General features: G+C 39.5%; 17 protein-coding genes and 1 riboswitch. Of the genes, 5 read left to right on the top strand and 12 right to left on the bottom strand.

Features of this window, described 5'->3' with window-relative positions; all coding sequences use genetic code 11:
- Positions 1-235, top strand: a 235-nt coding sequence (locus L0668_RS17275) for a hypothetical protein (RefSeq protein ID WP_235313973.1), incomplete at its 5' end; no start/stop codon positions are given.
- 9 nt (positions 236-244) lie between these two features.
- Here L0668_RS17275 and L0668_RS17270 read toward each other — a convergent pair.
- Complete coding sequence (locus L0668_RS17270; protein ID WP_235313972.1) at positions 245-2,209, bottom strand: sulfatase family protein; 1,965 nt, start codon at positions 2,207-2,209, stop codon at positions 245-247.
- A gap of 322 nt (positions 2,210-2,531) precedes the next feature.
- Between L0668_RS17270 and L0668_RS17265 the strand changes: the two genes are divergently transcribed.
- A complete protein-coding gene (locus L0668_RS17265; RefSeq protein WP_235313971.1) occupies positions 2,532-3,452 on the top strand; it encodes a LysR family transcriptional regulator in 921 nt (306 codons plus the stop codon).
- Between the two features lie 70 nt (positions 3,453-3,522).
- On the opposite strand, the gene L0668_RS17260 is transcribed toward L0668_RS17265, so the two are convergent.
- The 11 genes from L0668_RS17260 to L0668_RS17210 form a co-directional block, all read right to left on the bottom strand.
- Entirely contained in the window at positions 3,523-5,058 is a 1,536-nt protein-coding gene (locus L0668_RS17260; protein WP_235313970.1) for a tetratricopeptide repeat protein, read from the bottom strand.
- Between the two features lie 149 nt (positions 5,059-5,207).
- Entirely contained in the window at positions 5,208-6,053 is an 846-nt protein-coding gene (locus tag L0668_RS17255) for a cobalamin-binding protein (RefSeq protein WP_370659912.1), read from the bottom strand.
- A 62-nt stretch (positions 6,054-6,115) separates the two neighbouring features.
- Complete coding sequence (cobO, locus tag L0668_RS17250) at positions 6,116-6,718, bottom strand: cob(I)yrinic acid a,c-diamide adenosyltransferase (RefSeq protein WP_235313968.1); 603 nt, start codon at positions 6,716-6,718, stop codon at positions 6,116-6,118.
- Complete coding sequence (locus tag L0668_RS17245; protein ID WP_235313967.1) at positions 6,711-8,231, bottom strand: cobyric acid synthase; 1,521 nt, start codon at positions 8,229-8,231, stop codon at positions 6,711-6,713. Before L0668_RS17245 ends, cobO begins: the two co-directional genes overlap by 8 nt.
- Positions 8,232-8,247: 16 nt before the next feature.
- The gene (gene cobC / locus L0668_RS17240) at positions 8,248-8,874 is read right to left on the bottom strand and encodes an alpha-ribazole phosphatase family protein (protein ID WP_235313966.1); all 627 of its coding nucleotides are present in this window, start codon (positions 8,872-8,874) and stop codon (positions 8,248-8,250) included.
- A complete protein-coding gene (gene cobU / locus L0668_RS17235; protein WP_235313965.1) occupies positions 8,875-9,423 on the bottom strand; it encodes a bifunctional adenosylcobinamide kinase/adenosylcobinamide-phosphate guanylyltransferase in 549 nt (182 codons plus the stop codon).
- Positions 9,420-10,250, bottom strand: a complete 831-nt coding sequence (cobS, locus tag L0668_RS17230) for an adenosylcobinamide-GDP ribazoletransferase (RefSeq protein WP_235313964.1) — start codon at positions 10,248-10,250, stop codon at positions 9,420-9,422. The genes cobU and cobS overlap by 4 nt, the downstream gene beginning before the upstream one ends.
- A complete protein-coding gene (gene cobT, locus L0668_RS17225; protein WP_235313963.1) occupies positions 10,243-11,337 on the bottom strand; it encodes a nicotinate-nucleotide--dimethylbenzimidazole phosphoribosyltransferase in 1,095 nt (364 codons plus the stop codon). Before cobT ends, cobS begins: the two co-directional genes overlap by 8 nt.
- A gap of 141 nt (positions 11,338-11,478) precedes the next feature.
- Positions 11,479-12,516 (bottom strand): FecCD family ABC transporter permease, encoded by a 1,038-nt coding sequence (locus L0668_RS17220; protein WP_235313962.1) that lies wholly within the window; start codon positions 12,514-12,516, stop codon positions 11,479-11,481.
- Complete coding sequence (locus L0668_RS17215; protein ID WP_235313961.1) at positions 12,509-13,381, bottom strand: ABC transporter ATP-binding protein; 873 nt, start codon at positions 13,379-13,381, stop codon at positions 12,509-12,511. Before L0668_RS17215 ends, L0668_RS17220 begins: the two co-directional genes overlap by 8 nt.
- Positions 13,382-13,565: 184 nt before the next feature.
- A riboswitch (cobalamin riboswitch) is annotated at positions 13,566-13,743 on the bottom strand.
- 113 nt (positions 13,744-13,856) lie between these two features.
- Positions 13,857-15,476 (bottom strand): alpha-glucosidase, encoded by a 1,620-nt coding sequence (locus tag L0668_RS17210; protein WP_235313960.1) that lies wholly within the window; start codon positions 15,474-15,476, stop codon positions 13,857-13,859.
- A gap of 427 nt (positions 15,477-15,903) precedes the next feature.
- Here L0668_RS17210 and L0668_RS17205 point away from each other — a divergent pair, with 427 nt between their 5' ends.
- The 3 genes from L0668_RS17205 (at position 15,904) to L0668_RS17195 (ending at position 22,421) form a co-directional block, all read left to right on the top strand.
- The gene (locus L0668_RS17205) at positions 15,904-17,388 is read left to right on the top strand and encodes an MFS transporter (RefSeq protein WP_235313959.1); all 1,485 of its coding nucleotides are present in this window, start codon (positions 15,904-15,906) and stop codon (positions 17,386-17,388) included.
- Positions 17,389-17,399: 11 nt separating this feature from the next.
- Entirely contained in the window at positions 17,400-19,091 is a 1,692-nt protein-coding gene (locus L0668_RS17200; RefSeq protein WP_235313958.1) for an alpha-amylase family glycosyl hydrolase, read from the top strand.
- Between the two features lie 534 nt (positions 19,092-19,625).
- Positions 19,626-22,421, top strand: coding sequence for a response regulator (locus tag L0668_RS17195; protein WP_235313957.1), 2,796 nt, complete (start codon positions 19,626-19,628; stop codon positions 22,419-22,421).
- The last annotated feature ends 23 nt before the right edge of the window (positions 22,422-22,444 follow it).

Raw genomic sequence — 22,444 nt, 5'->3', positions numbered from 1 at the left:
AGACTTTCTTGGTTACTTATTTTGTCGTTTGAAAAGAAGTAACTGGTGCAACAGGGATGTTGTATCAAAAACGCAATTGATTGCGGTGAACGCAGTGAATGCTTTTAGTGAGCTAGCGAATACCCTGTCGCAAAGCGATGCATTGTGCGCGCAGCGCATAGGCAAACGTAGTGAATATATTTTTAAACAACACACCCAGCGGCTTGCTGGGTGTGTTGTTTTAATGTTTTATTAGGATAAAACATTACTGTTTCAAATAATTCATTCGATTAGTTAACCAGTAGTGTAAATTTTTCTGTTGTTTGTCGGTTAAGTCGCCTTTAAAGTCTGCGTGCCATTCTGGTTTGACTGAAAAGTTGAATTTAGTGCCTTTAGTGTCATGAAGTTGAGTGGCTATATTCATCATCTCTAAGGCTTCAATATCATTGTTGCTTTGTGTGACTAGTTGCTCAATTGACTGATTAGCGTTGAGTTGGCCGGTTATGGCTAAATACTCTACAGCTCGCGCGCGATTAAGTAGGTTAGGGTCATTTTCTACTATGTCTTGTACGATTGGCGCGATTGTTTTTATCTCTTGAGAAAATCGATTCAGGCCAATGAAGTGCAGGAATTTTTCTATTATCGGGTGATACTCTTTTATGTCATTACCAAACCAGCTTAAGTTGATTAAGGCCCAATAACGATGCCATTGATTGTCTGATGTTAAAGCCTTGCTAAGTTGATCTTTTACCTCTGAGAACTCTGATAGCTGTAGATCGGCTATATCAATCAATTTAGCGATTTCCGTTTTATTTGAAGATGCAAATTTTTCTGGGGCGGCTAATGCATGTTGCACCTGCCAAGATTCCGGATAGAAGCCTAAGTCCGGCATCGCTTTTAGTCGACTAGTCAGTTCTTGTCTTAATTGAATTAATTTTGCTCGGTACTGCTTATCTGTTGCAAGGTTGTGGGTTTCGTATGGATCATTTTCAACATCGTACAAGGCTTCTACAGGCTTTGTTTCAAAAAATGTTGTTTGAACAGGATTAAGCTGGCCTGCTTGGTACAAGTCACGCCACTGTTTTAATGCGTGATTTTTAAAGCGATATGCGTTGTATAATACGTCAGGGTTAAACGGCTGATAATGACGGATATACTTATATTTTCCTTTACGTAAACTGCGGACTAGATCATATTTTTCGTCAAATCTGTCGGCATACCCTAAAGTCGTATCGCGAGCTTTTAATTCATTTAGGCCTATGTCTTTGCCTAAGAATGCGCTACCGTCCTGTTTGTCTGAGGCCTCAAGTCCTGCCAATTTCATCAGAGTAGGAGCAAAATCAATAAAGCTCACAAAGCCGTCTACATAAGTATGCTTTAATTCACGTATATCTTCATGTACCAAATGTCTGAAATTTTTAGGCACATAAACGATTAGTGGGACATGTAATCCTCGTTCAAATAAATAACCTTTACTGGCCGGTAATACGCCACCGTGATCACCAAAATAAAAGATAAAAGTATCATCCATTAATTTGTCTTGTTTAAGCTTATTTAGCACTTCGCCTATTTGTTTGTCTGCCTTTAGATGATTGTCTAGGGTGCGAGCATAGGTGTATTTGAATAGGTCTGTATTAGGATATATAGGAGGTAAAGTTATATTCTTATAGTCGTGTTGGCTAGGTACGTTTTCTAGATCATTAGCTGGAAACTGTAATTGGGACTCATGGGTTATTGTGAAAGTCTGCATATGAAAAAAGGGTTGCCCGTCTTTTCTATCTCGCCATGAAGCTTTTCTTGCGCTTTTATTCCAAATACCATCTTGATCCTCAAAGTTAAAATCAGTTTTTACATCGTTACTTGTGTAATAACCTGCTTCTTTTAAAAACAAACTGATGGGTTTTAAGCCTTCTGGTAATTCTGCTTGTTTGTATGGCCTATGGTTATTCATAGCAAGGCGGGGGGTGTACGAGCCTAAAGCTAGGGTTGATCGAGCGGTAGAGCAAACTGCTGCATTCGAAAAAGCATGATTAAATATTAATCCTTCTTTTGCCAATGATTCAACATTGGGCATAGTGGCACCTTGCGGATCATAAAGTTTCAGATAATGTTTAGAGTTATCTTCAGACACTAACCAAACAAAATTCGGTTTTGTGGCTTGTGCCAAGGTAGTAAAGGAACTAGTAATAAGAATAAATAGTAAAAAAGAATTCGGAAACTTGTTAAACATGCACTTTCCATATGTAAAATAAGGAGTTTAGATACAAACTATTATACATAATCAGACTAAAAGACCCACAATACTTCTGTGTCTTTGCTTAATATTTACATTCTAGTTGCACTCCTGAATGGGTTGGATTTGGACTTTAGTAAACGAATTTAACCAAGACTACTAAAGTTCCATTTGATTAAACTCAGACTAGGTAAGGGGTAACCCCTAGGTTGCATGAAAAACAAAATAGGGTGGATCGTAAAATATCCATTGTAATTAGTGCATCTGTTTCTTACACTATAATTTAGTATCAATAACTATACCTATAAGTGGTGCTGGCATGTTAAATCGCCTACAAGAATCAGACATTAAATTACTACGCGTATTTTACGCGGTAGCCTCATGTAATGGCTTTACGGCTGCAGAACCTGTACTTCGAATGCAAAGACCAAATATTAGTGCAGCTATTAAAAAGTTAGAAGAACGTTTAGATTTAGTGTTATGCCATCGAGGGCGAGGTGGCTTTCAAATGACCAAAGAAGGTGAGGTGGTTTTTCAAGAAACCAAACGTATCTTTAACTCATTCGATAACTTTGTGTTTAACCTCAAGAGTTTACATGATGATTATTCTGGGCATATCACTTTGGTGATGATGGCTGGCTTGCCTCTATCTTATCATTTAGCTGTGAGTAAAGCAGTTAAAAGCACCATGAAAAAATTTAACGATATCCACGTGAATATTCAAACTCGTTTATATAACGAAGTGGAGCACGTGGCTTTGTCTGGTGAATGTCATTTAGTATTGTCTACTTACGATATGGTTAAACCTGAGTCAGTTACCTTTCACCCTGTTGAAGTCACTTGTAGCGGCCGTTTATACTGTGCTCCTTCACATGCTTTGGCTAAATACCGTGAAGGTTTGCCTAGTAGTGTCAAGATAGAAGATTACCCAGCTATTGGTATTTCAGGTTTGTCTTCGGCAAATTACATTTGTGAAGATACACGTATGGCGATTCAGACCTTTTCAGACTCTTATGATGCTTGTTTGTCGGCGATTATGACTGGTGAATATGTGGGGTTGTTGCCAGATTATGTATTGAGCAACCAAGCAGCTGGTTTAGGTCTAGTGCCTGTGGGGAAAAGTTTGTTCGAGTTTAACCATGACTTATTTGTGATGAATGGTAAAAATACTCGCTTAAACCCTGTGCTTAGACATTTAATTAAAGAAATTAGTTATTTTATTCAGCAAGTGGATAAGTAACCTTTCCTAAAAATTAATTAGTATTTAATGAAACAGCACAGGGTTAAAATTCCGTGCTGTTTTTTTGTGTCTAAAGCTTTTTGTTAGCCAGTTCAATACCAGTTAAGCTGTTGAGTCTATTCGGATTAATTTTAAGGCAAGCTTGATATGCCTTTATTGCTTGTGAATAGTCTTGGTTCAAAAACAACATATCTCCTAGCAGCTCTCGAATAGGTAATACGGCACCAGGAGTGACGGGATTTTTATCCACCGAATCTTCAATATCTGCAGCTTGTTTGAGTTGGGTTATAGCTAACTTAATTTCACCCTTTGCAAAACTAATCGAAGCTGCGACAGCCTTTCGTTGAGCGTCCACTAAAATTGCCCAATATTGAGGAGATTTTTGTAAGGTTTTTTCGTATAAATCATCGAGCTTAGTGAGGTTTTGCTCTGCAACTTTAAGTTGGTTAGTTCTGGCTGCTCCTAATCCTCGAGTAAAGTAGGTAATGGCTTCAACCTCAGGAAACTTATCCCAATCAATGTAATTAGGCGTTCTAACCGCTAAGTCGCTTGCCTGTTGCCATTGATGACTTTCTAGGGCTAATCTGGCTGGAATTGTTGTTAATGCATAAGCCGTGGGGAAAACAGCTTGAATTGGGTGATGTTTAGCTACTTGTTCAAAGGCTTTTTTAGCTTTGGATAGTTGGTTGGCTTGAATGTAACTATAAACTAGATAATCAATTGCATGAGTATAGTGCAGCGATGTGGCGTCTTTTACCGGATATTTTAAAGCGGCATTAGCAGAACGAATATTCCAATTTGCCGCGTCTTCCCACATACCTAATCTAACAAATATATGGCTTGGCATGTGTAAGGCATGGGGCACGTCGGGGGCAATTTTGTCGTATGCTCTTGCTGCCTCAATGGCATGACTAGCTAACACCGGATTGTCGTAGGCATGGATCGTATAGTGAATCGCGCCTGGGTGACTAGGATGATTTTTTAGGAGTGGATTTAATAACTCGCCGGCGCGTTTGTTTTGGCTAAATGTAGGATCTTTTTTAGAGGCAGTAACAAGTTGAGATAATGCATAAAAAGCAGTGGCATCTATGTCTTTAGGATAGTCGAGGTACAATTGTTGCTGTTTTTCAGCCCAAGCTTCGAGTCGAGTTCTTTCAGGCGTGTTTTGCCAGTCATGATAATAAGCTGCAGCTGCATGAATGTATGCTTGTTCACGTTTACTCGCGGCTAATGATTTAGCTCTTTTAATGGCCGTTGCACCTCGAGTCGTGGCTTCTTCAGTAATTTTATCGGGCCATAGTGGATGAAATAATGTCATAGCATATCCCCAATGCAAGATGGCACAATGGGGAAAAGTGTTAATGGCTCCAGCAAAGTGTTTTTCTGCTTGGGCGTACATCATGTGATGTAATAATGCTACGCCTGTATTTATCGTTTTTGATTCTTGTTCACCACAAGTAGTAGCGAACTGTACTTGGCCTATGTTGCCCAAATTAGGAATGATAATATCCTGCACATCATGTCCATCGTGAGACAGACTAAGTTGGCTGAACAAGATTAAGCTACAAGCTAATATAGAGCGATATATTTGGTTGAAAACTGACATAAACTTTCCTTTTTTTATATCTAAATGAGAAACCTTAATTCACGTCATACTCGCCTTTTAAAATATTGATTACTCGAAAGGACTAATTGAAGTCAACGACAAATTGAACCAAGGTGTTGGTTAAATATTATACATCATCTTGCGTCAATTCAATTTTTAACCTTAATATAAAATTGGCGAGCTTTGTCTATTTGTTCACACATCACTTGTACTTCATCTAACATGCGGCTAGTCATACGATGAACCTTGTCTGCATTGAGACTAAATATAAAGTCGTGTTTGGCGGCCGGAATACTCTGCCATTGTCGCCAATTAATACTGTCTGGGTTTTCACTGCCATGTTGACTGGGTTGAATAATAGCTTGTGGCATATTGGCGACCACTTGTTCTAAACCTATGGATGGATAATCATCTTGAGCGTTTTTGAATGGGTTTTCTGCACCACATAATTCAATTTGTTGCTGCGGCCAAGCTTGCCCAGCAACTGTGCGCAATGGGCGAGACCATAATTCATAGAATAAACTAATGGAGGATTGGCCAGCATATTGATCTCGCAAATTATTTAATCGGCTTAAGTATTTATCTCCTGCTTTTTTTGCTTGTAGTTGACGACCTGTTAACTCACCTAACATGGTTAGTTCAGTGGCTACATCTTCTAACCTAACTGGCTTTGAATAAATAACTTTAAAGTTGTATTTTTCTAAACGGGCAATATCACTCATGGGATTACCTGTTTGCCAGGCGAGAATAATATCTGGCTTGAGCTGCAGGATCTTTTCAATTTGTAAACTAGCATAGTTGCCAACACGCAAAATATCTTTAGCGGCAGCTGGAAAATCGGCATGTTCCGAGGTACCAATAATTTGTTCACCCGCGCCTATTTCATATAAGGACTCTACGATATGAGGCGCTAAAGCAATGAGCCGTAACTTTTGTTTTTGTTCGTTTGTCAGTTCTTTTGACAGCGCTTTTGTTTCTTCTGCGTGAGCGCTAATAATTAAGCTAAAAGTAACACTACAAACAATTAAGCAACAAGTTAACAGGCGTAATCTTAACGTCACCAGTCGATCCCTTTTTGCGCTTTGATACCATTGTCGAAGGCATGTTTAATAGGGCGGACTTCACTAACCGTATCCGCTATGTCGATAATAGCTCTGTGGCAAGCGCGGCCTGTTATCACTACGTGTTGGTCTTTAGGTCGATTAGATAACGCCTCTAACACTTCGTCCAGATCAATATATTTATAGCTGACCATGTAGGTAATTTCGTCTAGTAAGACTAAATTTATACTTGGATCTTGCAGTAATGTTTTACTGTGTTTCCAAGCCGCTTGGGCAGCTTGTATGTCAGTCTCTTTATTTTGAGTTTCCCAAGTAAATCCTGTGCCCATTACATGAAAGGTCACGCCGTTTTTTTCCAACAGGTCGCGCTCTCCGCAATCCCAGGTACCTTTTACATATTGCACCACTGCCGCGGTTAAGCCGTGGCCTATAGCTCTGGCGACTGTGCCAAACCCAGAAGTGGATTTACCTTTGCCGTTGCCAGTGATGACCAATAACAGGCCTTTATCTTCTTGAGCAGCAGCAATACGTTTATCAACATTTGCCTTTTGTTCTTGCATACGGGCTTTGTGTTTTGCATTTATATCTTTATCAGTCATTTTGAGCTCTCTGATTGTTTTGTTTTAATTGCGGTAGAATAAAGTCTTCAATTTTTTGCCAGTCTAGATGTGCTAAACAGGCTTGGGCTAAACGTTCTAACTCAGCTTCTTGTTGTTGGTGGTAATCTTGTAAAAGTTCTGTTTCGGCTCCGGCCCAGGCCAATATTTGTTGTAACGCACAAGGGGAGTCAAATAGTCCATGTAAATAACTGCCAGCAATTTGATTGTCATTGCTCACGCACCCTTCAAACTCACCCGAGTCTAATTTAGCGAAGCTTGGTTGCGAAGTAGATTTTATTGTTTGGCCTACATGAATTTGATAACCCTGAATATCTGCTAATACGTTGTTTGGGGCAGTCAATAATAGTTGTCCTTGATTTTGGGTGAGTTGTTTTTGTGGGGTCAGCACTGTGTCTATGTTTAAATAACCTAGACCTTCAGAGGTACCTATTTCACCCTCAACACCAGTAGGATCTGAAATACTCTTACCTAACATTTGATAACCGCCACAAATGCCTAACAATTTTCCGCCATAACGTAAATGTTTAGCCATGTCGGTGTGCCAGTTTAGGTCTTTCAATAACTTCAAATCAGCACGTACACTTTTGCTGCCCGGCAATATGATCAAATCACAAGCAGGAATAGCTGACCCTTGTCTGACAAAAATAAGCTCTACTTGAGGATGGTTACGTAACATATCAAAGTCTGTGTGATTGCTGATCCTAGAAAATACTGGAACAGCAATACGTAAACGTACGTCGTCAGGATCAATGGCTTGTTGAGCTTGGATAGCATCCTCTTCGGCTAGCTGTAAGTCCATTAAATAGGGCAATACGCCTAAAACCGGTTTGTTAGTGCGGGCTTCTAACCAATCTAAGCCTGATTTTAATAACTTGATGTCGCCTCTGAACTTGTTAATCACAAAACCTACCACGCGATTTTGTTCGCTTGGTGATAATAGCTCTAATGTGCCAACGAGTTGAGCAAATACCCCGCCTTTATCTATATCAGCCACTATGATCACTGGACAGTCCACTGCTTCGGCAAACCCCATATTGGCAATATCACCTTCTCTGAGGTTTATTTCTGCCGGGCTACCTGCACCTTCGACCATGATCACCTCATATTCAGAGGTTAATCGAGCATGAGAATCTAACACGGCCTGCATGGCCACTTTTTTATAATCGTGATACGCCTTGGCTTGCATGTCTGTGATGGCTTCACCGTGAATTATCACCTGAGCACCTGTGTCTGAACTCGGTTTAAGTAGTACAGGGTTCATATCTGAATGAGGCGCTAAATTAGCGGCTTGGGCTTGCAAGGCTTGGGCTCGGCCAATCTCTTTTCCGTCGGCTGTTACTGCGCTGTTTAAGGCCATGTTTTGTGGTTTAAATGGCGCTACTTTATACCCTTTTTTAACTAAGCAACGACAAAACCCTGCTACTAATAAACTTTTACCCGCGTCTGACGTGGTCCCCTGGATCATTAATGTAGCACTGTGTTTGTTAATCATAATAAAAGTGAGCTCTTTATCCAAAATCGGCGGGTAAACCCACAAAATTGACTGAAGGTTTTGCTCCTGCAAAATCGGCTATGGTGATACGGGTTAAACTGGCATACCCAATATTTAATTGAGAGTACCAATCGCCATCTTGCCAATCTACTGGTAACAAGTGAGCTAATATTTGCCGAATTACCCCGCCATGGCATACCACCAAACTGTATTCTTGGGAAAATTGTTTGGTTAATTTATTCCAAGCGTTTACCACTCTTTGATGAAAATCTTGCAATGATTCTCCTTTTGGTGGCGTGTTATGTGATGGGTCTTGCCAAAACGATGTCATTAAAGGCCATTGTTGCGATGTATCGTCAAATTTAATCCCATCCCATGCACCAAAATCACATTCTCTTAGATCATCTTCAAGGTGCAAGGGTAATTGATGATCACGCGCCATTTCCTGGGCAAACTCTTTACATCTGCGTAGAGGTGAACTGATAATGTTATCGGGGAAGGCTAATTGCCTGACTTGACGAAACATTTGTTTAAGTCCTTGCTCGCTTAAACAGACGTCGGTTCGCCCGTAAAGTGCAGGGGGGCCATCAATACTGCCGTGTCTTAACAGATCAATTTGGGTGATTTGAGTTTGTTCTGACATTTAATTGTCACCTTTTGAGGACTTAGCCTTTAACGTCATAGGTAAACCTGCTGCAATAAAAGTGACTTGGTCGGCTGCGGCTGCCATCGCTTGATTTAGCCAGCCCGCTTGATCAACAAAGGTTCGACTTATTTCGCCCATAGGGATCACGCCTAAACCCACTTCGTTAGACACAATGAAAATATCGCAAGTTGAGGCTGTTAGGGTGTGGATCAGTTCTGAAAATAAAGCCTGGAAATCTTGTTCCGGTGCCGAAAATAACTGATTATTGAGCCACAAGGTCAAACAATCAATGAGCAATACTTGCTGAGTTTGCTGATTAACTTGCTGAATAAAAGCACTGAGTGCTAGCGGCACTTCTGCCAGTTTCCAGTGAGCCGGACGTTCTTCTTTATGCCGCTGTATACGGGCTAACATTTCATCGTCTAAACCTGTGGCCGTGGCGACAAAGGTTACCCCACAGTTTTTAGACTGACTTAACGCCTGAGCTTGTTCAAGGGCATATCTAGATTTTCCAGAGCGGGCACCGCCTATAATTAGATGGATCATAGTTGCCCTACGTTAATGGGTAAGTTAGCTATTAAGATAAAATAGATGAGTAATTCCTGTAATTGCTGCGCTGTGCCCAACGCATCGCCGGTATATCCTTTAATATGTTTGTTTAACCAATATTTAAGTAGATAACGAAAAGATATACAGCCAATAAATAAATAAAAAATGGTACTCAGTGGCAATAACAAACAGGCTGATGCGCCTGTTACCAAAACAAATATTAATGATTGTGTTGTCATAGGTTTGGCTAATGGTTCACTTTTACTGCCTTTGTGTTTATCAGCACAAGGAATTTGGTTTGACACGTATTTCATGTCTTGAACTAGGCTAATAGCCAAAGCCCTAGAAAGGGGATAGGCCAATACTAAGGCAAGTATAAGAGAGGCTTGTTGAGCAAGTTGCCACCATAATACAAACTTGGTTAATAGGGCTAACACTAAACCACAGGTTCCATAGGTGCCAATTCGGCTATCTTTCATTATGGCTAACTTACGCTCTAAAGAATAACCACCCCATATGCCATCACAGATATCCGCTAAGCCGTCTTCGTGTAAGGCGCCAGTTAACAAAATACTAGAGATCAAGAGTAAGCACAGGCTAGGCAATAATCCTAATAAAGGCTGTAAAATACTAAACTCTAACACCAATATTCCTGCAATTAACCAACCCACAAGAGGAAAAAACTGGCTGGCACGACGCATTTTACTGGGGCTGTAATGACAATATTCGGTAACAGGTAAACGGGTAAAAAAGCTGGTGGCTAATAAAAATAAATTAAACTGATATTTTAGATAGCTTACACAAGCCATGTTCGAGTTAAACATTAACTTGCGCACTCTCGAAGGTAGCCATATTGTTATAAAATTCAGCCGCCGCCCTGATTAAAGGTACTGCTAAAGCCGCACCTGTTCCTTCACCTAATCGCATGTCTAAATTAAGTAATGGCGTGGCTTTTAGTTGGTCGAGTACTAATGAGTGGGCTTGTTCTGCTGAGCTATGAGCAAAAATCATAAAGTCTCGTGCATTAGCTTGTATTTGACAGCTTAATAGGGCGGCGATAGACACAATAAAACCATCTACAATTATGGTTTTACCGGCACGAGCAGTGGTTAACATTGCTCCAACTATTTGCGCTATTTCAAAGCCGCCCACTTCTTGTAATGCCTGAATCGGTGTGAGTGGCAGTTGTCCATAGATTTGTTCTACTCGTTGCATACTTAAATCAATAAGGTCTATTTTTCGACTTAATTGTTGTGCATCAATCCCTGTACCTTTTCCGGCGGTTTGGTTAGCAGGCAAGCCAGTCAACACACTTAAAAGTGCCGAGGCACTTGTGGTATTGCCTATGCCCATTTCGCCAAAACCAATCAGGTTAGAGCCATTATCAATTTGTTGCTGGGCCACGGTTTGCCCATATACCAAAGCTTGTTCCAGCTGTGCTGCTGTCATGGCGGCTGCGACTGAAAAGTCTTGGGTACCTGCAGCCACAGATTGTTGAATAAAATCAGCATGAGTTTGAGTAACGGGGGTTAACACACCTGCATCAATCACTTTTAGTTGCACATCAGACGTTCGACAAAAACAATTAATTGCGGCGCCGCCGGCTAAAAAGTTTAGCACCATTTGGCCGGTGACTTCTCTGGGCGCAATACTAATTGGATGTTGGGCAATGCCGTGATCTGCGGCGAAAATTAATATACACGGCTGGTTGATATCTATTTGTGTAACACTATGTGTTTGTTGGCCTTGAATGAGCGCAATTGATTGGGCTAGCGCTTCTAGTTTTCCTAAGGCACCAAGTGGTTTGGTTTTGTTATCTATTCTGTGTTTTATCTTATCTAAGGTACTGTTATCTAACTTGGGAATATGCCAATACTTTGGATCTAATGCAGAATGTTTAGCGGAATTCATTTTTGTTACGACCTTTGTTTTTATCTATCTATTTGTTTCATTCGTTTTGTTATTTCTTGAGCATGCTGCTTTTAGCTCAAGGCTGCTTTTTGCTCATGCTGCATTTAGCTCATGCTGCATTTAGCTCAAGCGGCTTTCCGCTCAAGGCTGTCTCTTGCTCATGGCGATTAAGAAAAATACGCTACCTATGGCAGAGGTAATAATACCGATGGGGATTTCTTGATCGGGCAGAGCTACACGAGCTAATACGTCGACCCACACCATAAAACATCCTCCTAACAGTACACTGCCTAAAATAACGACTCGACTGGTGACCCCAATCCAGTTACGCACTATATGTGGGATCATCAAACCCACAAATCCAATCCCGCCACAATAAGAGACGATACAAGCCGTAAGTGCTGCACATATACCCAAAGACATCATGCGCATGCGGGTTACCTGTACACCTAGAGTTTTAGCGTTTTCGTCACCTAATAACAAGGCATCCATATGGCGACCAAAAAGTAATAGCAATAACACGCTAATCATTACGATAGGAAGAATAACCCAGGCATACCACACCTCTACTCGAGCTAAGCTGCCCATTAACCAAAATATCACCTTGCTGGCGGCAAACGGCTCTGCTAAAAACAGTAAGAAATGACTCAAGGCACTTAACATAAAAGAAACCGCTACGCCGGCTAACAACATGTGTTCGGTTCTACTGCCAAAGGTTTTGCTAGCTATAATTTGCACTAAAATAACTGCAAACAATGCCCCCAAAAACGCAGCAAAGGGCAGGGCGAGAGTGAAAGAAAACTCCGGCAAATAATTCATTAAACCGAGTTTTTCGGCAAAGCGACTATCAAACAATAAAGTGGCAATACTGGCGCCTAATCCTGCACCTGATACCACACCAAATAGATAGGGGTCGGCTAAGCCGTTGCGAGTGATGTTTTGTAATGTAGCACCCGCGACAGCTAATCCAGCCCCCACCAAAAAGCCGACTAAGACTCTAGGTAACCTGATTTCCCAAAATATTAGTTGGTTAACGGGTTTATCACAGGTTGAAAATACACACTGAGCTAATTCCGCTGGACTAAAGTCAGCTGCACCAAAAAACAAAGCCGCAATGGGGGATAAGATTGCGGCAAGGATCAAAAACCACCATTTTTTATTTAGTAAAGGTTTATACATTTTTTTCTTCACCTTTACCTTTTTCCTTTCTTTTTTCAGCACTTGCACCTTTACAGGTTGGTTTGAGTTCTGTCAGATTAGGTGGATAAAAATCAATGCGTATATTTGATGCGGAGTTGTCAGAGCTAGCTTGGTAGCTAACATCGCATGGCATGCCAAAAACCTGTTCTAATAAATTCGCTTTTAGCACTGTTTCTACTGAGCCCTGAGCCGACACTTTTCCCTTATGCAACAAACACAGTTCGTCACAATAATTGGCGGCTAAATTTAAGTCATGTAAACTCATGACTACTGTCATATTGAATTGGTGAGCGAGGGCCCGCAGTAGATCGAGTATTTGATGTTGATAATAAATATCTAAATGGTTAACTGGCTCATCCAGTACTATAAGTTTTGCTTTTTGCACTAAAGCACGGGCAATCAGGCCTCTTTGTTGTTCTCCGCCAGATAATGAACTAAATGTTTGATTAGTTTTCTCTGACAGGCCAACACGCTCTATGGCTTTTGCTATTTCTTGATCATCTTCTTTGGTTTGTCTAGATAATAAGGTTTTGTGGGGTAATAAACCCATGCGCACTATTTGTTGTAAATTGAGGGCAAATACACTTTGGTTTAGCTGATTCACTACCGCGACTTGTTTGGCTAAGTCAATGGTTTGGTATTCGGTCAGTTTTTTATTATTCCAACTGACTTTTCCTGCACTATCAGTTTGACCTGAAAGCAATTTAAGTAGGCTTGTTTTGCCCGCACCATTGGGACCAAGTACTCCCAATACTTTTCCTGACTCAAGGCTAAGGTTTATGTTTTGTAAAATAGGTTGATTTGCGATTATTAAGTTGAGATCACGTGCAACTAACAGGTTCATATTAGTTTTCACCTGCAGCGAACATATTGGTACAAAAAGAAAAATGTGGCCATGTATTAATATTCAAAACAACAACTTAATAATGGCGGGTAGGGCAATACATAAAGTACAGTCAAAAACACTGTAGAGATTTATGTATCCGCGTATTCCCGCACGAAATAGATTTAATAGAGTTGGATGGTTTGTTAAACCTATCCTAGAGGTTGGTATCTGACTTAGGTTAAGTGGTTAGTTTAACCATCACAGTTGCGGGTACAGTTCTGGAATAGCACTTTTTAGCATTTAGCTTTGACATAGCGCGACCAGATTCCCATGAGTTCAATCTTAAGATAAAACCCAATACCTCTATAATTGGGGGGCAATATAGCAAGGAAACGCAAAAGCTTCGATGTTTTTATAAGGATTATTGGAATTAGCACGAACAGCGTCTAGCCAACCCAGATTGGGTTAGCTAGATAATGTACTTGATAAATTGTTATGCACAGTTACCGAAATAAATACCATGGGCAGGTAGGTTCACTATTTGCCCAACTTGTTGGCCTTGTAAGATATCAAATTTTAGATTGATTGGCTGTGTACTTTCACTTAGTACAATCGATTGTGCTTGGGCTGATAAGTTAAAACTAACAAACCACTTTTTGCCTTTATATTCGCGGTAAAAACACAAAACATCTGAGTGTAGGTCGACAAACTTGATGTCACCATATTTTAATATATCTTGTGTTGTGCGCCATTTAAGCCACGTTTGATAAAACACTAAACTGGAAGTGGGATCATCTATTTGTGTATCCACTGATAAGCTTTGGTGAGCTGGTGACACAGGCAACCAAGGTGCATTTTGGCTAAAACCAGCATGTTCTTTTTCAATATGCCATGGCATAGGCGTACGACAACCATCTCGTCCTTTAAAAGTCGGCCAAAATTCTATACCAAAGGGGTCTTGTAGGTTTTCAAATTCAAGTTCAGCTTCTTCTAAACCAAGTTCTTCGCCTTGGTAACTGCATACAGATCCTCGTAGGCTGGTCACTAAGGCAGTAAACATTTTGGCTAATTGTTTTGACTTAGCATGGCCCTTGCCCCAACGGGTAACAACTCGGGCTACATCATGATTACTGATAGCCCAACAAGGCCAACCATCTTTCATTTGTGCTTCAAGTTGTTGCACGGTAGTGGTGATATGTTCAACACTAAAATCATCGGTTAACAACTCAAAGCTATAGGCCATTTGTAGGCGATTGCCTTGGGTATATTCAGCCATGGATTTAATTGAATCTTCAGAGCTAATTTCGCCTAATGCCGCAGTACCGGGGTAGCGATCTAAGAGGGCCCGAATTTTTAACATAAAGTCTAAGGTTTCAGGGCGGTCATTATTAAAATAATGGTATTGATAAGCATAAGGATTGTCTTCAGAAAAACCTCGGCCGTTGCGTTCCTCAATAGGCTTGGCTGGATTATCTCGCAGCTCTTTATCGTTAAAACAAAAAGTAATGGCGTCTAAACGTAAGCCGTCTACGCCTTTTTTCAACCAATATTCAATATTATCGAGTACCGCTTGCTGTACGTCAGGGTTATGAAAATTGAGATCAGGTTGAGAGCTCAAAAAGTTATGTAAATAATATTGCTGGCGTCTTGAATCCCATTGCCAACCCATACCACCAAAAATCGACAACCAATTATTAGGTGGAGTGCCATCTTGATTGGCGTCGGCCCACATATACCAATCGGCTTTGTCATTGGTTTTATTTTGACGGCTTTGAGTAAACCACGCGTGTTGATCTGAGGTATGGCTAAGTACTTGGTCAATCATGACTTTTATACCCAATTGATGGGCGCGTTCAAGTAAGTTATCAAAATCGTTCATATCGCCAAATAATGGATCAACGGCTTGATAGTCGCTAATGTCATAACCAAAATCTTTCATAGGTGATTTAAAGAATGGCGATATCCAGATCGCATCAACACCTAAACTAGCAATGTATGGTAGCTTTTTGGTAATGCCGGCTAAATCACCCACACCATCATGATTGCTATCGTAGAAAGACCGTGGGTATATTTGATAAATCACCGCACCTTTCCACCAAGATGTTTCGCTCATATAAAACCTTTAAAACTGAATTCGTTTAATTGGCACTAGAGTAGTGGAAACTGGATGTAAGATTCAATTTTTTGCAATCGTATGCAATTTAGTGAATTTCCTGTTAAAAAATGCCACTAATTTTTAAAAAAATAATATTTATCAATGGTTTATTAGATTAAGTAGGTGTAATAATTAGGTTAATGGAGTGTTGCAAATGCGAGTTGAATACGTATGCATAAGTTTGTAAATAGATTAGCCCCAGATATATATTGGCCAAATCCTAATACTTAAGGTGAATGAGCAGAGCGAGTTGTTCGGCGACTTAGCATATTGTTCTAAGCTTGTTTTTGGTTTTTTATCTTAAGTAAATTATTGATTTTATTAGTTAATGTTTAATGTGTGTTGAATGTATCTTAATAAATAATAACATTTAAAGAGAATGTAGATGAACGAAAAACCGCAGTTATCTTTTTGGCAAATTTGGAATATGTGTTTTGGCTTTTTAGGGATCCAATTTGGGTTCGCTTTGCAAAATGCCAATGTTAGCCGTATTTTTGAATCCTTAGGCGCAGATATCGAGCAAATTCCTTTGTTGTGGATTGCGGCCCCCGTAACTGGATTGATAGTCCAACCCATAATTGGATACATGAGTGATAATACTTGGGGCCGTTTAGGTCGCCGCCGTCCCTTCTTTTTAATTGGCGCAGTGCTGGCTTCTATTTCGTTAATTTTTATGCCTAACTCTCCTACTTTATGGATTGCAGCGGGTATGTTGTGGGTGTTAGATGCGTCTATCAATATTTCAATGGAGCCTTTTAGAGCTTTTGTAGGAGATAACTTAAACGAAAAACAAAGACCTTTAGGTTATGCCATGCAGAGTTTATTTATTGGTATAGGTGCAGTGGTCGCATCGGCCTTACCTTGGATTATGACGAACTGGTTTGAAGTGAGTAACGAAGCGCCTATGGGCGAAATTGCCGATTCTGTTAAGTATGCATTTTATTGGGGGGCTTTAGTTTTATTGGTTGCAGTATGCTGGACCACCTTTACTAGTAAAGAGTATTCACCAGAAGAGTTAGCCAGTTTCGATAAACATTCCCAGTCCACTCAAGGCTCTAATAAGTTAGATGTAGCAAAGTTCGGCATGCCTTCAATAAGTTTTCTCGCGATAGGTGTTGTTTTTACCGCTGCAATTTATTTGGCTGGTTGGGAAAAACAATTATACATATTGTCCATTGGTTTAGTGGTAACAGGATTATGTTTCTTTTTGGCTAAGTCATTCATTCAAAATGATAAACATGAAAATGGTTTTGCCATTGTGATGCATGATTTATTAAACATGCCTGGTACTATGAAACAGCTTGCTGTGGTGCAGTTTTTCAGCTGGTTCGCTTTGTTTGCCATGTGGATTTATACCAACTCTGCCGTGACACGTTTTCACTTTGGTAGTGTGGAAGCTAACGATACCGCTTTTAATCAAGGATCAGACTGGGTAGGGGTGTTGTTTGCTGCTTACAATGGTTTTGCGGCAATAGCGGCAATTTTTATTCCTAAAATGGTTTCAATGTTTGGTATTCGAATGGCCCACACTATCAATCTTGGCTTGGGTGCAATTGGTTTTTTAAGTTTCACCTTAATTACCGATCCTGACTTATTATTGGTTTCTATGGTAGGCGTTGGATTTGCTTGGGCGTCCATTTTATCTTTGCCATATTCCATGTTATCTAACAGTTTACCCAGCCATAAAATGGGCGTGTTTATGGGGATATTTAATTTCTTTATTGTCATCCCTCAAATTTTAGCTGCAAGTTTATTAGGTTTAGTTTTAAACCTATTTAATGCCGATCCCATCCACGCTTTTTACATTGCCGCAGTGAGTTTTGCTATTGCTGGTGGCTTTACTTTAAAAACACGTATTCAAGCAGCCTAGAGAGAAAAATAATGAAATTTTTAAAATTGTCGGCTGTTAGCCTAGCATGTGTTGCGGCGTTAACGGCTTGTGGACCAAAAGAAGAAACCACACCAAAGGTCACTCAAACTTCTAAAAGCGAATATTACGGCACTAAAAATAGTTTTGCCAAAGAGTCTGTTTATTTCTTGATGACAGACAGATTTGTGGATGGTGATCCAAGTAACAATTACCCTGATCAAGGCGGTGATTATCCAACTTTTGATCGAGAGTTAGTCAACCCAGAAGGTAAACAAAATGCCAATGTTGGATATCTGGGGGGAGACTTTAAAGGGATCGCCAATAATATTGATTATCTAACCGATATGGGCTTTTCAGCTTTATGGATTACTCCCATAGTTGACAACCCAGATATGGCCTTTAATGGCGGTGAAAAGATCGAATTTGCAGGCCAGTTTAAAGATGGTGGCAAAACCGGTTATCACGGATATTGGGGAGTTAATTTTTTTGCAGAAGATGAACATCTGGTTTCCCCTGATCTCAATTACAAAACACTAAACCAAGCGTTAAAAAGTGCCGATATTAAACCTGTGATGGATATAGTGTTAAATCATGGTTCACCGTCTTATACCATGGATGTTGATTTACCTAAGTTTGGCGAAATTTACGATAAAAACGGTAAGTTGCTGGCAGATCACCAAAACCTTCATCCAACTAAATTAGATCCCAATAATCCGTTACACAGCTTTTTTTATCAACAACCTGATCTAGCGGAATTATCTGATATGAATGCTGATAACCCTGCAGTATTGGATTATTTTGTTGAAGCCTACCTTTATTGGATAGAGCAGGGTGCCGAAGCCTTTAGAATTGATACTATCAGGCACATGCCTCACCATTTATGGAAACGATTCAGTGATCGCATTCGTGAAAAACACCCAGACTTTTTTATGTTTGGTGAAAGTTTTGAATACGAAGCGACTAAAGTCGCTCAACACACTTTACCCAAAAATGGTGAAATCAGTGTATTGGACTTCCCAGGCCAAAGAGCGATGACCCAATTGTTTGAAAACAAAGATGCTAGTTATGCTGACATCCAGTCGTATTTGCATTTAACTCATGGGCCTTATCATAACCCTTATGACTTGATGACATTTTACGATAATCATGACATGGCGCGCATGAATACCGATGAAAAGGGCTTTATCAATGCCAATAACTGGTTGTTTACCTCGCGAGGCATTCCGGTGGTGTATTACGGTTCAGAAATAGGATTTATGGCCGGTTTAAAAGAGCATGAAGGTAATCGTAACTATTATGGTCAAGAAAATATTGATAAGGCACCGCAACATGCCATTTATCAGAATCTGAAACGGATTAATCTAGTCAGACAAAATACTCCGGCCTTACAAAGTGGTTTACAGGTAAACCTTGCATATACTCATGACACGGCCAGCTTTTTACGAGTATTGGAAGTTGACGGAACCTACCAAACAGCCTTGGTTGTGTTAAACAAATCTGATCAAGAAAAGTCTTTAATCTTGGATAAATGGATTTCTAATGGCCTGTGGAATAGCCAAATTAACAGTCAATCAACTAAGGTTGAGCAAGGTACTATTAGCGTTAATGTGCCAGCTAATGGGGTTGAGGTATTGGTATTGAATCAAGTTAATAACAATGCTGATTTGTATCTTGAGTTAGATAAATTGATGGAGAACAAATAAACCATAAGGGTTTATTTATGTGAAGTTTAAGCGATTGATTAAACGTTACTTGTGAGCTGGAGGTCTAAGACCTCTTGCTCTTAGCCACTTCCATCTAGCCAAATAAATAAAAAACTCTTGTCAAATCTACATATTCAGAAGGCGATACCGCTTTGCCAGTCAATAAAAATCTTCAAATTCTCCTTCAATGACTTCAAATTTATAACCTTGCTTGTTAGTGGGTGTATTTCCGAAAGATAGCCGGCAGGCTAAAATGCTCTGACACACTTCATGAAACGTCTTTAGCTACACACGCATTTTTATCTAAAAACGCTTATTCTTAACAGTCTAAGTGGGCATAGCTTTACAACTGCGGTTGGAGAACTACTTAGGCGTTTATAGAGGTTCGTTTAAAGAGGTTATTAAAGAACAGAAATTGGAGGGCTCTTATTCTTTACTTGGAATTTTCTTTCTAATCCTTTTGGATACTAGCGTTTACTCATAATTGGAGTATTATTAATTTAATATCAATAACTTGAGTACTCTATAAAGTCCATGATTTGGCATAATTTCAAACTTGTCGGTATATCTCAGTCTTTAGGTTACTTGATATTTATCGTCTTTAGTTTGATTGTATTGAGCTTTCAAAATGTTTTCGCCGCTGGTGATGCCGAACAATCTGCACCACGTTTACAGGTATTATTATTGAATTCTGGGAATCAAGATTTACCCATGGAGCGGGAAATCTTAAATGGTCTGAAGAATAGGTTGGCGAATAGTCTGGTTAAGGTGGATGTTTATCAAGAGTATTTAGATTCTGCTCGATTTGATGAAAATCAGCAAAATAATATCGTTTCCAATTACCTAGCGAAAAAATATGCTTCAAAAAGCATTAATGTGGTTATTTCAAATGGTATCCCCGCGGCTAATTTTTTAAGCCGTAATCCTAGTCTTTTTGCAGATCAGAAACATATTTTTGTCCGTTCGGGCAAAGTAGACATTAGCCAGATCAAAAATAAAGTCTACATAGAGGCGAGTAATAATTATCAAAAAGCAGTAAGTGATTTGATCCTGTTGGCAGCCCCTAAAAAAGTTATAGTCTTGGCCGACAAAAAAGCCAGTTTAGCGAGAGTGCATTTACAAGGTTTACAACCAGAATTTGCCAAATTATCTGCTGACATTCAAGTATCTTATCTCGTTGATGCGTCTTTGAATGAAATAAAGAAAACAGTGTCAGCCTTAAGTTCAGGAACTATTGTGCTGTTCACCCCGATAATGCGATTTAAAAACGGACAATTTCAAACGCCTTATCAAACCTTAAATGACCTAAGCCAAATCAGCGCTGTGCCTATTTTTAGCTTTTGGGGCTCTATGATGGGATCTGGGACAATTGGCGGTTATATGTTGTCTGGTGAAAAAGTCGGAGAAGTAATAGGCGATATCATTCTTGATATTGGTAACGGTAAAGAAGTTAGAGACTATTCTTTAGATTATTTTAATGGGCATTTTTATGATTGGCGCCAGTTAAAAAAATATAATCTCAATGCTAAACAGAAGTTTCCAGATGCAACTATCGAGTTTTATCAGCCCACCTTTGTAGAGCAATATAAATGGGGGATTTTGCTGACTATAGTGGTGTTTTCGGTGTTAACAGCGCTTGTCTTGATGTTGATGGTAGCCAATAGAAAACGAGACTCTGCGCTTAGTGCCTTAAAATCTGAACATGATTTGTTAGAAGAACGTGTTTCCGAACGTACAGCAGAGTTATTGATTGAAAAACAAAACGCAGAAGCTGCATCGATAGCCAAAAGTGAATTTTTGGCCAATATGAGCCATGAAATTAGAACCCCAATGAATGGTGTGATGGGCATGTTAGGATTATTGGATAAAACGGATATTGATGAGCAGCAAAAATATTACGTTAGTATTGCCCAAGGTAGCTCTGAATCACTACTAACTGTGATCAATGATATTTTAGATTTTTCAAAAATTGAGGCTGGCAAATTAGATATTGAAAATATTGACTTCAATTTACATCTATTGATTGAAGAAAGTATCGCCTCCATGAGTTTTCTAGCTTATGAAAAAGGCTTAGAAATTGTAATTGACACTAAGTTTATGTCCCATGTTTATGTTAAAGGTGATCCAAGTCGAATTCGTCAAATCTTTAATAACTTACTTTCAAATGCAATTAAATTTACCGAAAAAGGCAATGTTTTAGTTTTTGCAAAAACTGAAAATGTTAATGGAAAAATTGAGTTTATCTTCAGTGTAACTGACTCTGGCATTGGTATACCTGAAGACAAAATTGAAAACCTGTTTGATTCCTTCACTCAAGCCGACAGCACTACAACCAGAAAATTTGGCGGTACCGGTTTAGGGCTGAGTATTACCAAAACATTGTGCGAATTAATGAATGGTGATATAGCTGTAATTAGTGCGATTAATCAAGGTAGCACTTTTACGCTAAACCTTTCTTTTGATGAAGGGGATAAAATAGATGACCAAGTTAGATCCATCGATATTTCCAATAAACATTTCTTAATCGTGGATGACAATAAAATTAATCGAGAGATTCTGCTTGCTCAACTTGAGTATTGGGGGGCAAATGCCTGTGCTAAGGCAAGTGCTAAAGAAGCGTTAGAATTATTAAATATTGAAAACCCACCTAAATTCGATGCCATCATTCTTGATTATCAAATGCCTGATATGAATGGCATTGAGCTGGGTTATGCCATACATAAATTGACAAGTTACGAAAAAACTAAGTTACTGATGATGACGTCTGTGATGTTGGATGAAAAGTATCAATATTATATTGATAATGGATTTTCAGCCTATCTGACAAAACCCACAGCCGCGACTAAATTAGTCAAAGCATTAACTTTGGTTTTATCTCAACCAGAGGTACAAAAAACATCTACTTTGATTACAGAATACAACACTGAAAATGTTCAAACAGAAGAAGATGTATCGGTTAAAACCATACTGGTTGTTGAAGACAATTTTATTAATCAGCAAGTGGTGTTAGGCATAGTTGAGCACTTAAATTTTAATTGTAAAGTCGCAAACAATGGTCAAGAGGCTGTCATCTTGTTGGAACAAGGTGAACAAGTGGACTTAGTTCTAATGGATTGTCAGATGCCTGTGATGGATGGATTCGAAGCAACGCGAGCTATTCGCGCCAGTGAAAAAATAGAGAATGCAGAAAAATTGCCAATTATTGCTTTAACGGCGAACTCCATGAAAGGAGACCGAGACGCTTGTTTAGCAAGTGGTATGAGTGATTTTATGTCAAAACCTGTTGAGTTAGATCAGGTGGCAGAAAAGTTAAAAACTTGGCTAAAATAAATTGGCTTAACGGAGTGTAAAAT

The sequence above is a fragment of the Paraglaciecola algarum genome, from assembly GCF_021532655.1.
GTDB lineage: Bacteria > Pseudomonadota > Gammaproteobacteria > Enterobacterales > Alteromonadaceae > Paraglaciecola > Paraglaciecola algarum.
Note: the sequence above shows the minus strand (reverse complement) of the source record. Positions and strands in the feature narration are given on the sequence as shown.

What these genes read in the sequence shown, in the direction of transcription:
- cobC (WP_235313966.1), bottom strand. Translation starts at nt 8,874, where the DNA reads ATGTCAGAACAAACTCAAATCACCCAAATTGATCTGTTAAGACACGGC.
- cobS (WP_235313964.1), bottom strand. Translation starts at nt 10,250, where the DNA reads ATGTTTAACTCGAACATGGCTTGTGTAAGCTATCTAAAATATCAGTTT.
- L0668_RS17270 (WP_235313972.1), bottom strand. Translation starts at nt 2,209, where the DNA reads ATGTTTAACAAGTTTCCGAATTCTTTTTTACTATTTATTCTTATTACT.
- L0668_RS17245 (WP_235313967.1), bottom strand. Translation starts at nt 8,231, where the DNA reads ATGATTAACAAACACAGTGCTACATTAATGATCCAGGGGACCACGTCA.
- cobO (WP_235313968.1), bottom strand. Translation starts at nt 6,718, where the DNA reads ATGACTGATAAAGATATAAATGCAAAACACAAAGCCCGTATGCAAGAA.
- cobU (WP_235313965.1), bottom strand. Translation starts at nt 9,423, where the DNA reads ATGATCCATCTAATTATAGGCGGTGCCCGCTCTGGAAAATCTAGATAT.
- L0668_RS17260 (WP_235313970.1), bottom strand. Translation starts at nt 5,058, where the DNA reads ATGTCAGTTTTCAACCAAATATATCGCTCTATATTAGCTTGTAGCTTA.
- L0668_RS17205 (WP_235313959.1), top strand. Translation starts at nt 15,904, where the DNA reads ATGAACGAAAAACCGCAGTTATCTTTTTGGCAAATTTGGAATATGTGT.
- L0668_RS17200 (WP_235313958.1), top strand. Translation starts at nt 17,400, where the DNA reads ATGAAATTTTTAAAATTGTCGGCTGTTAGCCTAGCATGTGTTGCGGCG.
- L0668_RS17210 (WP_235313960.1), bottom strand. Translation starts at nt 15,476, where the DNA reads ATGAGCGAAACATCTTGGTGGAAAGGTGCGGTGATTTATCAAATATAC.
- L0668_RS17195 (WP_235313957.1), top strand. Translation starts at nt 19,626, where the DNA reads ATGATTTGGCATAATTTCAAACTTGTCGGTATATCTCAGTCTTTAGGT.
- L0668_RS17265 (WP_235313971.1), top strand. Translation starts at nt 2,532, where the DNA reads ATGTTAAATCGCCTACAAGAATCAGACATTAAATTACTACGCGTATTT.
- cobT (WP_235313963.1), bottom strand. Translation starts at nt 11,337, where the DNA reads ATGAATTCCGCTAAACATTCTGCATTAGATCCAAAGTATTGGCATATT.
- L0668_RS17220 (WP_235313962.1), bottom strand. Translation starts at nt 12,516, where the DNA reads ATGTATAAACCTTTACTAAATAAAAAATGGTGGTTTTTGATCCTTGCC.
- L0668_RS17215 (WP_235313961.1), bottom strand. Translation starts at nt 13,381, where the DNA reads ATGAACCTGTTAGTTGCACGTGATCTCAACTTAATAATCGCAAATCAA.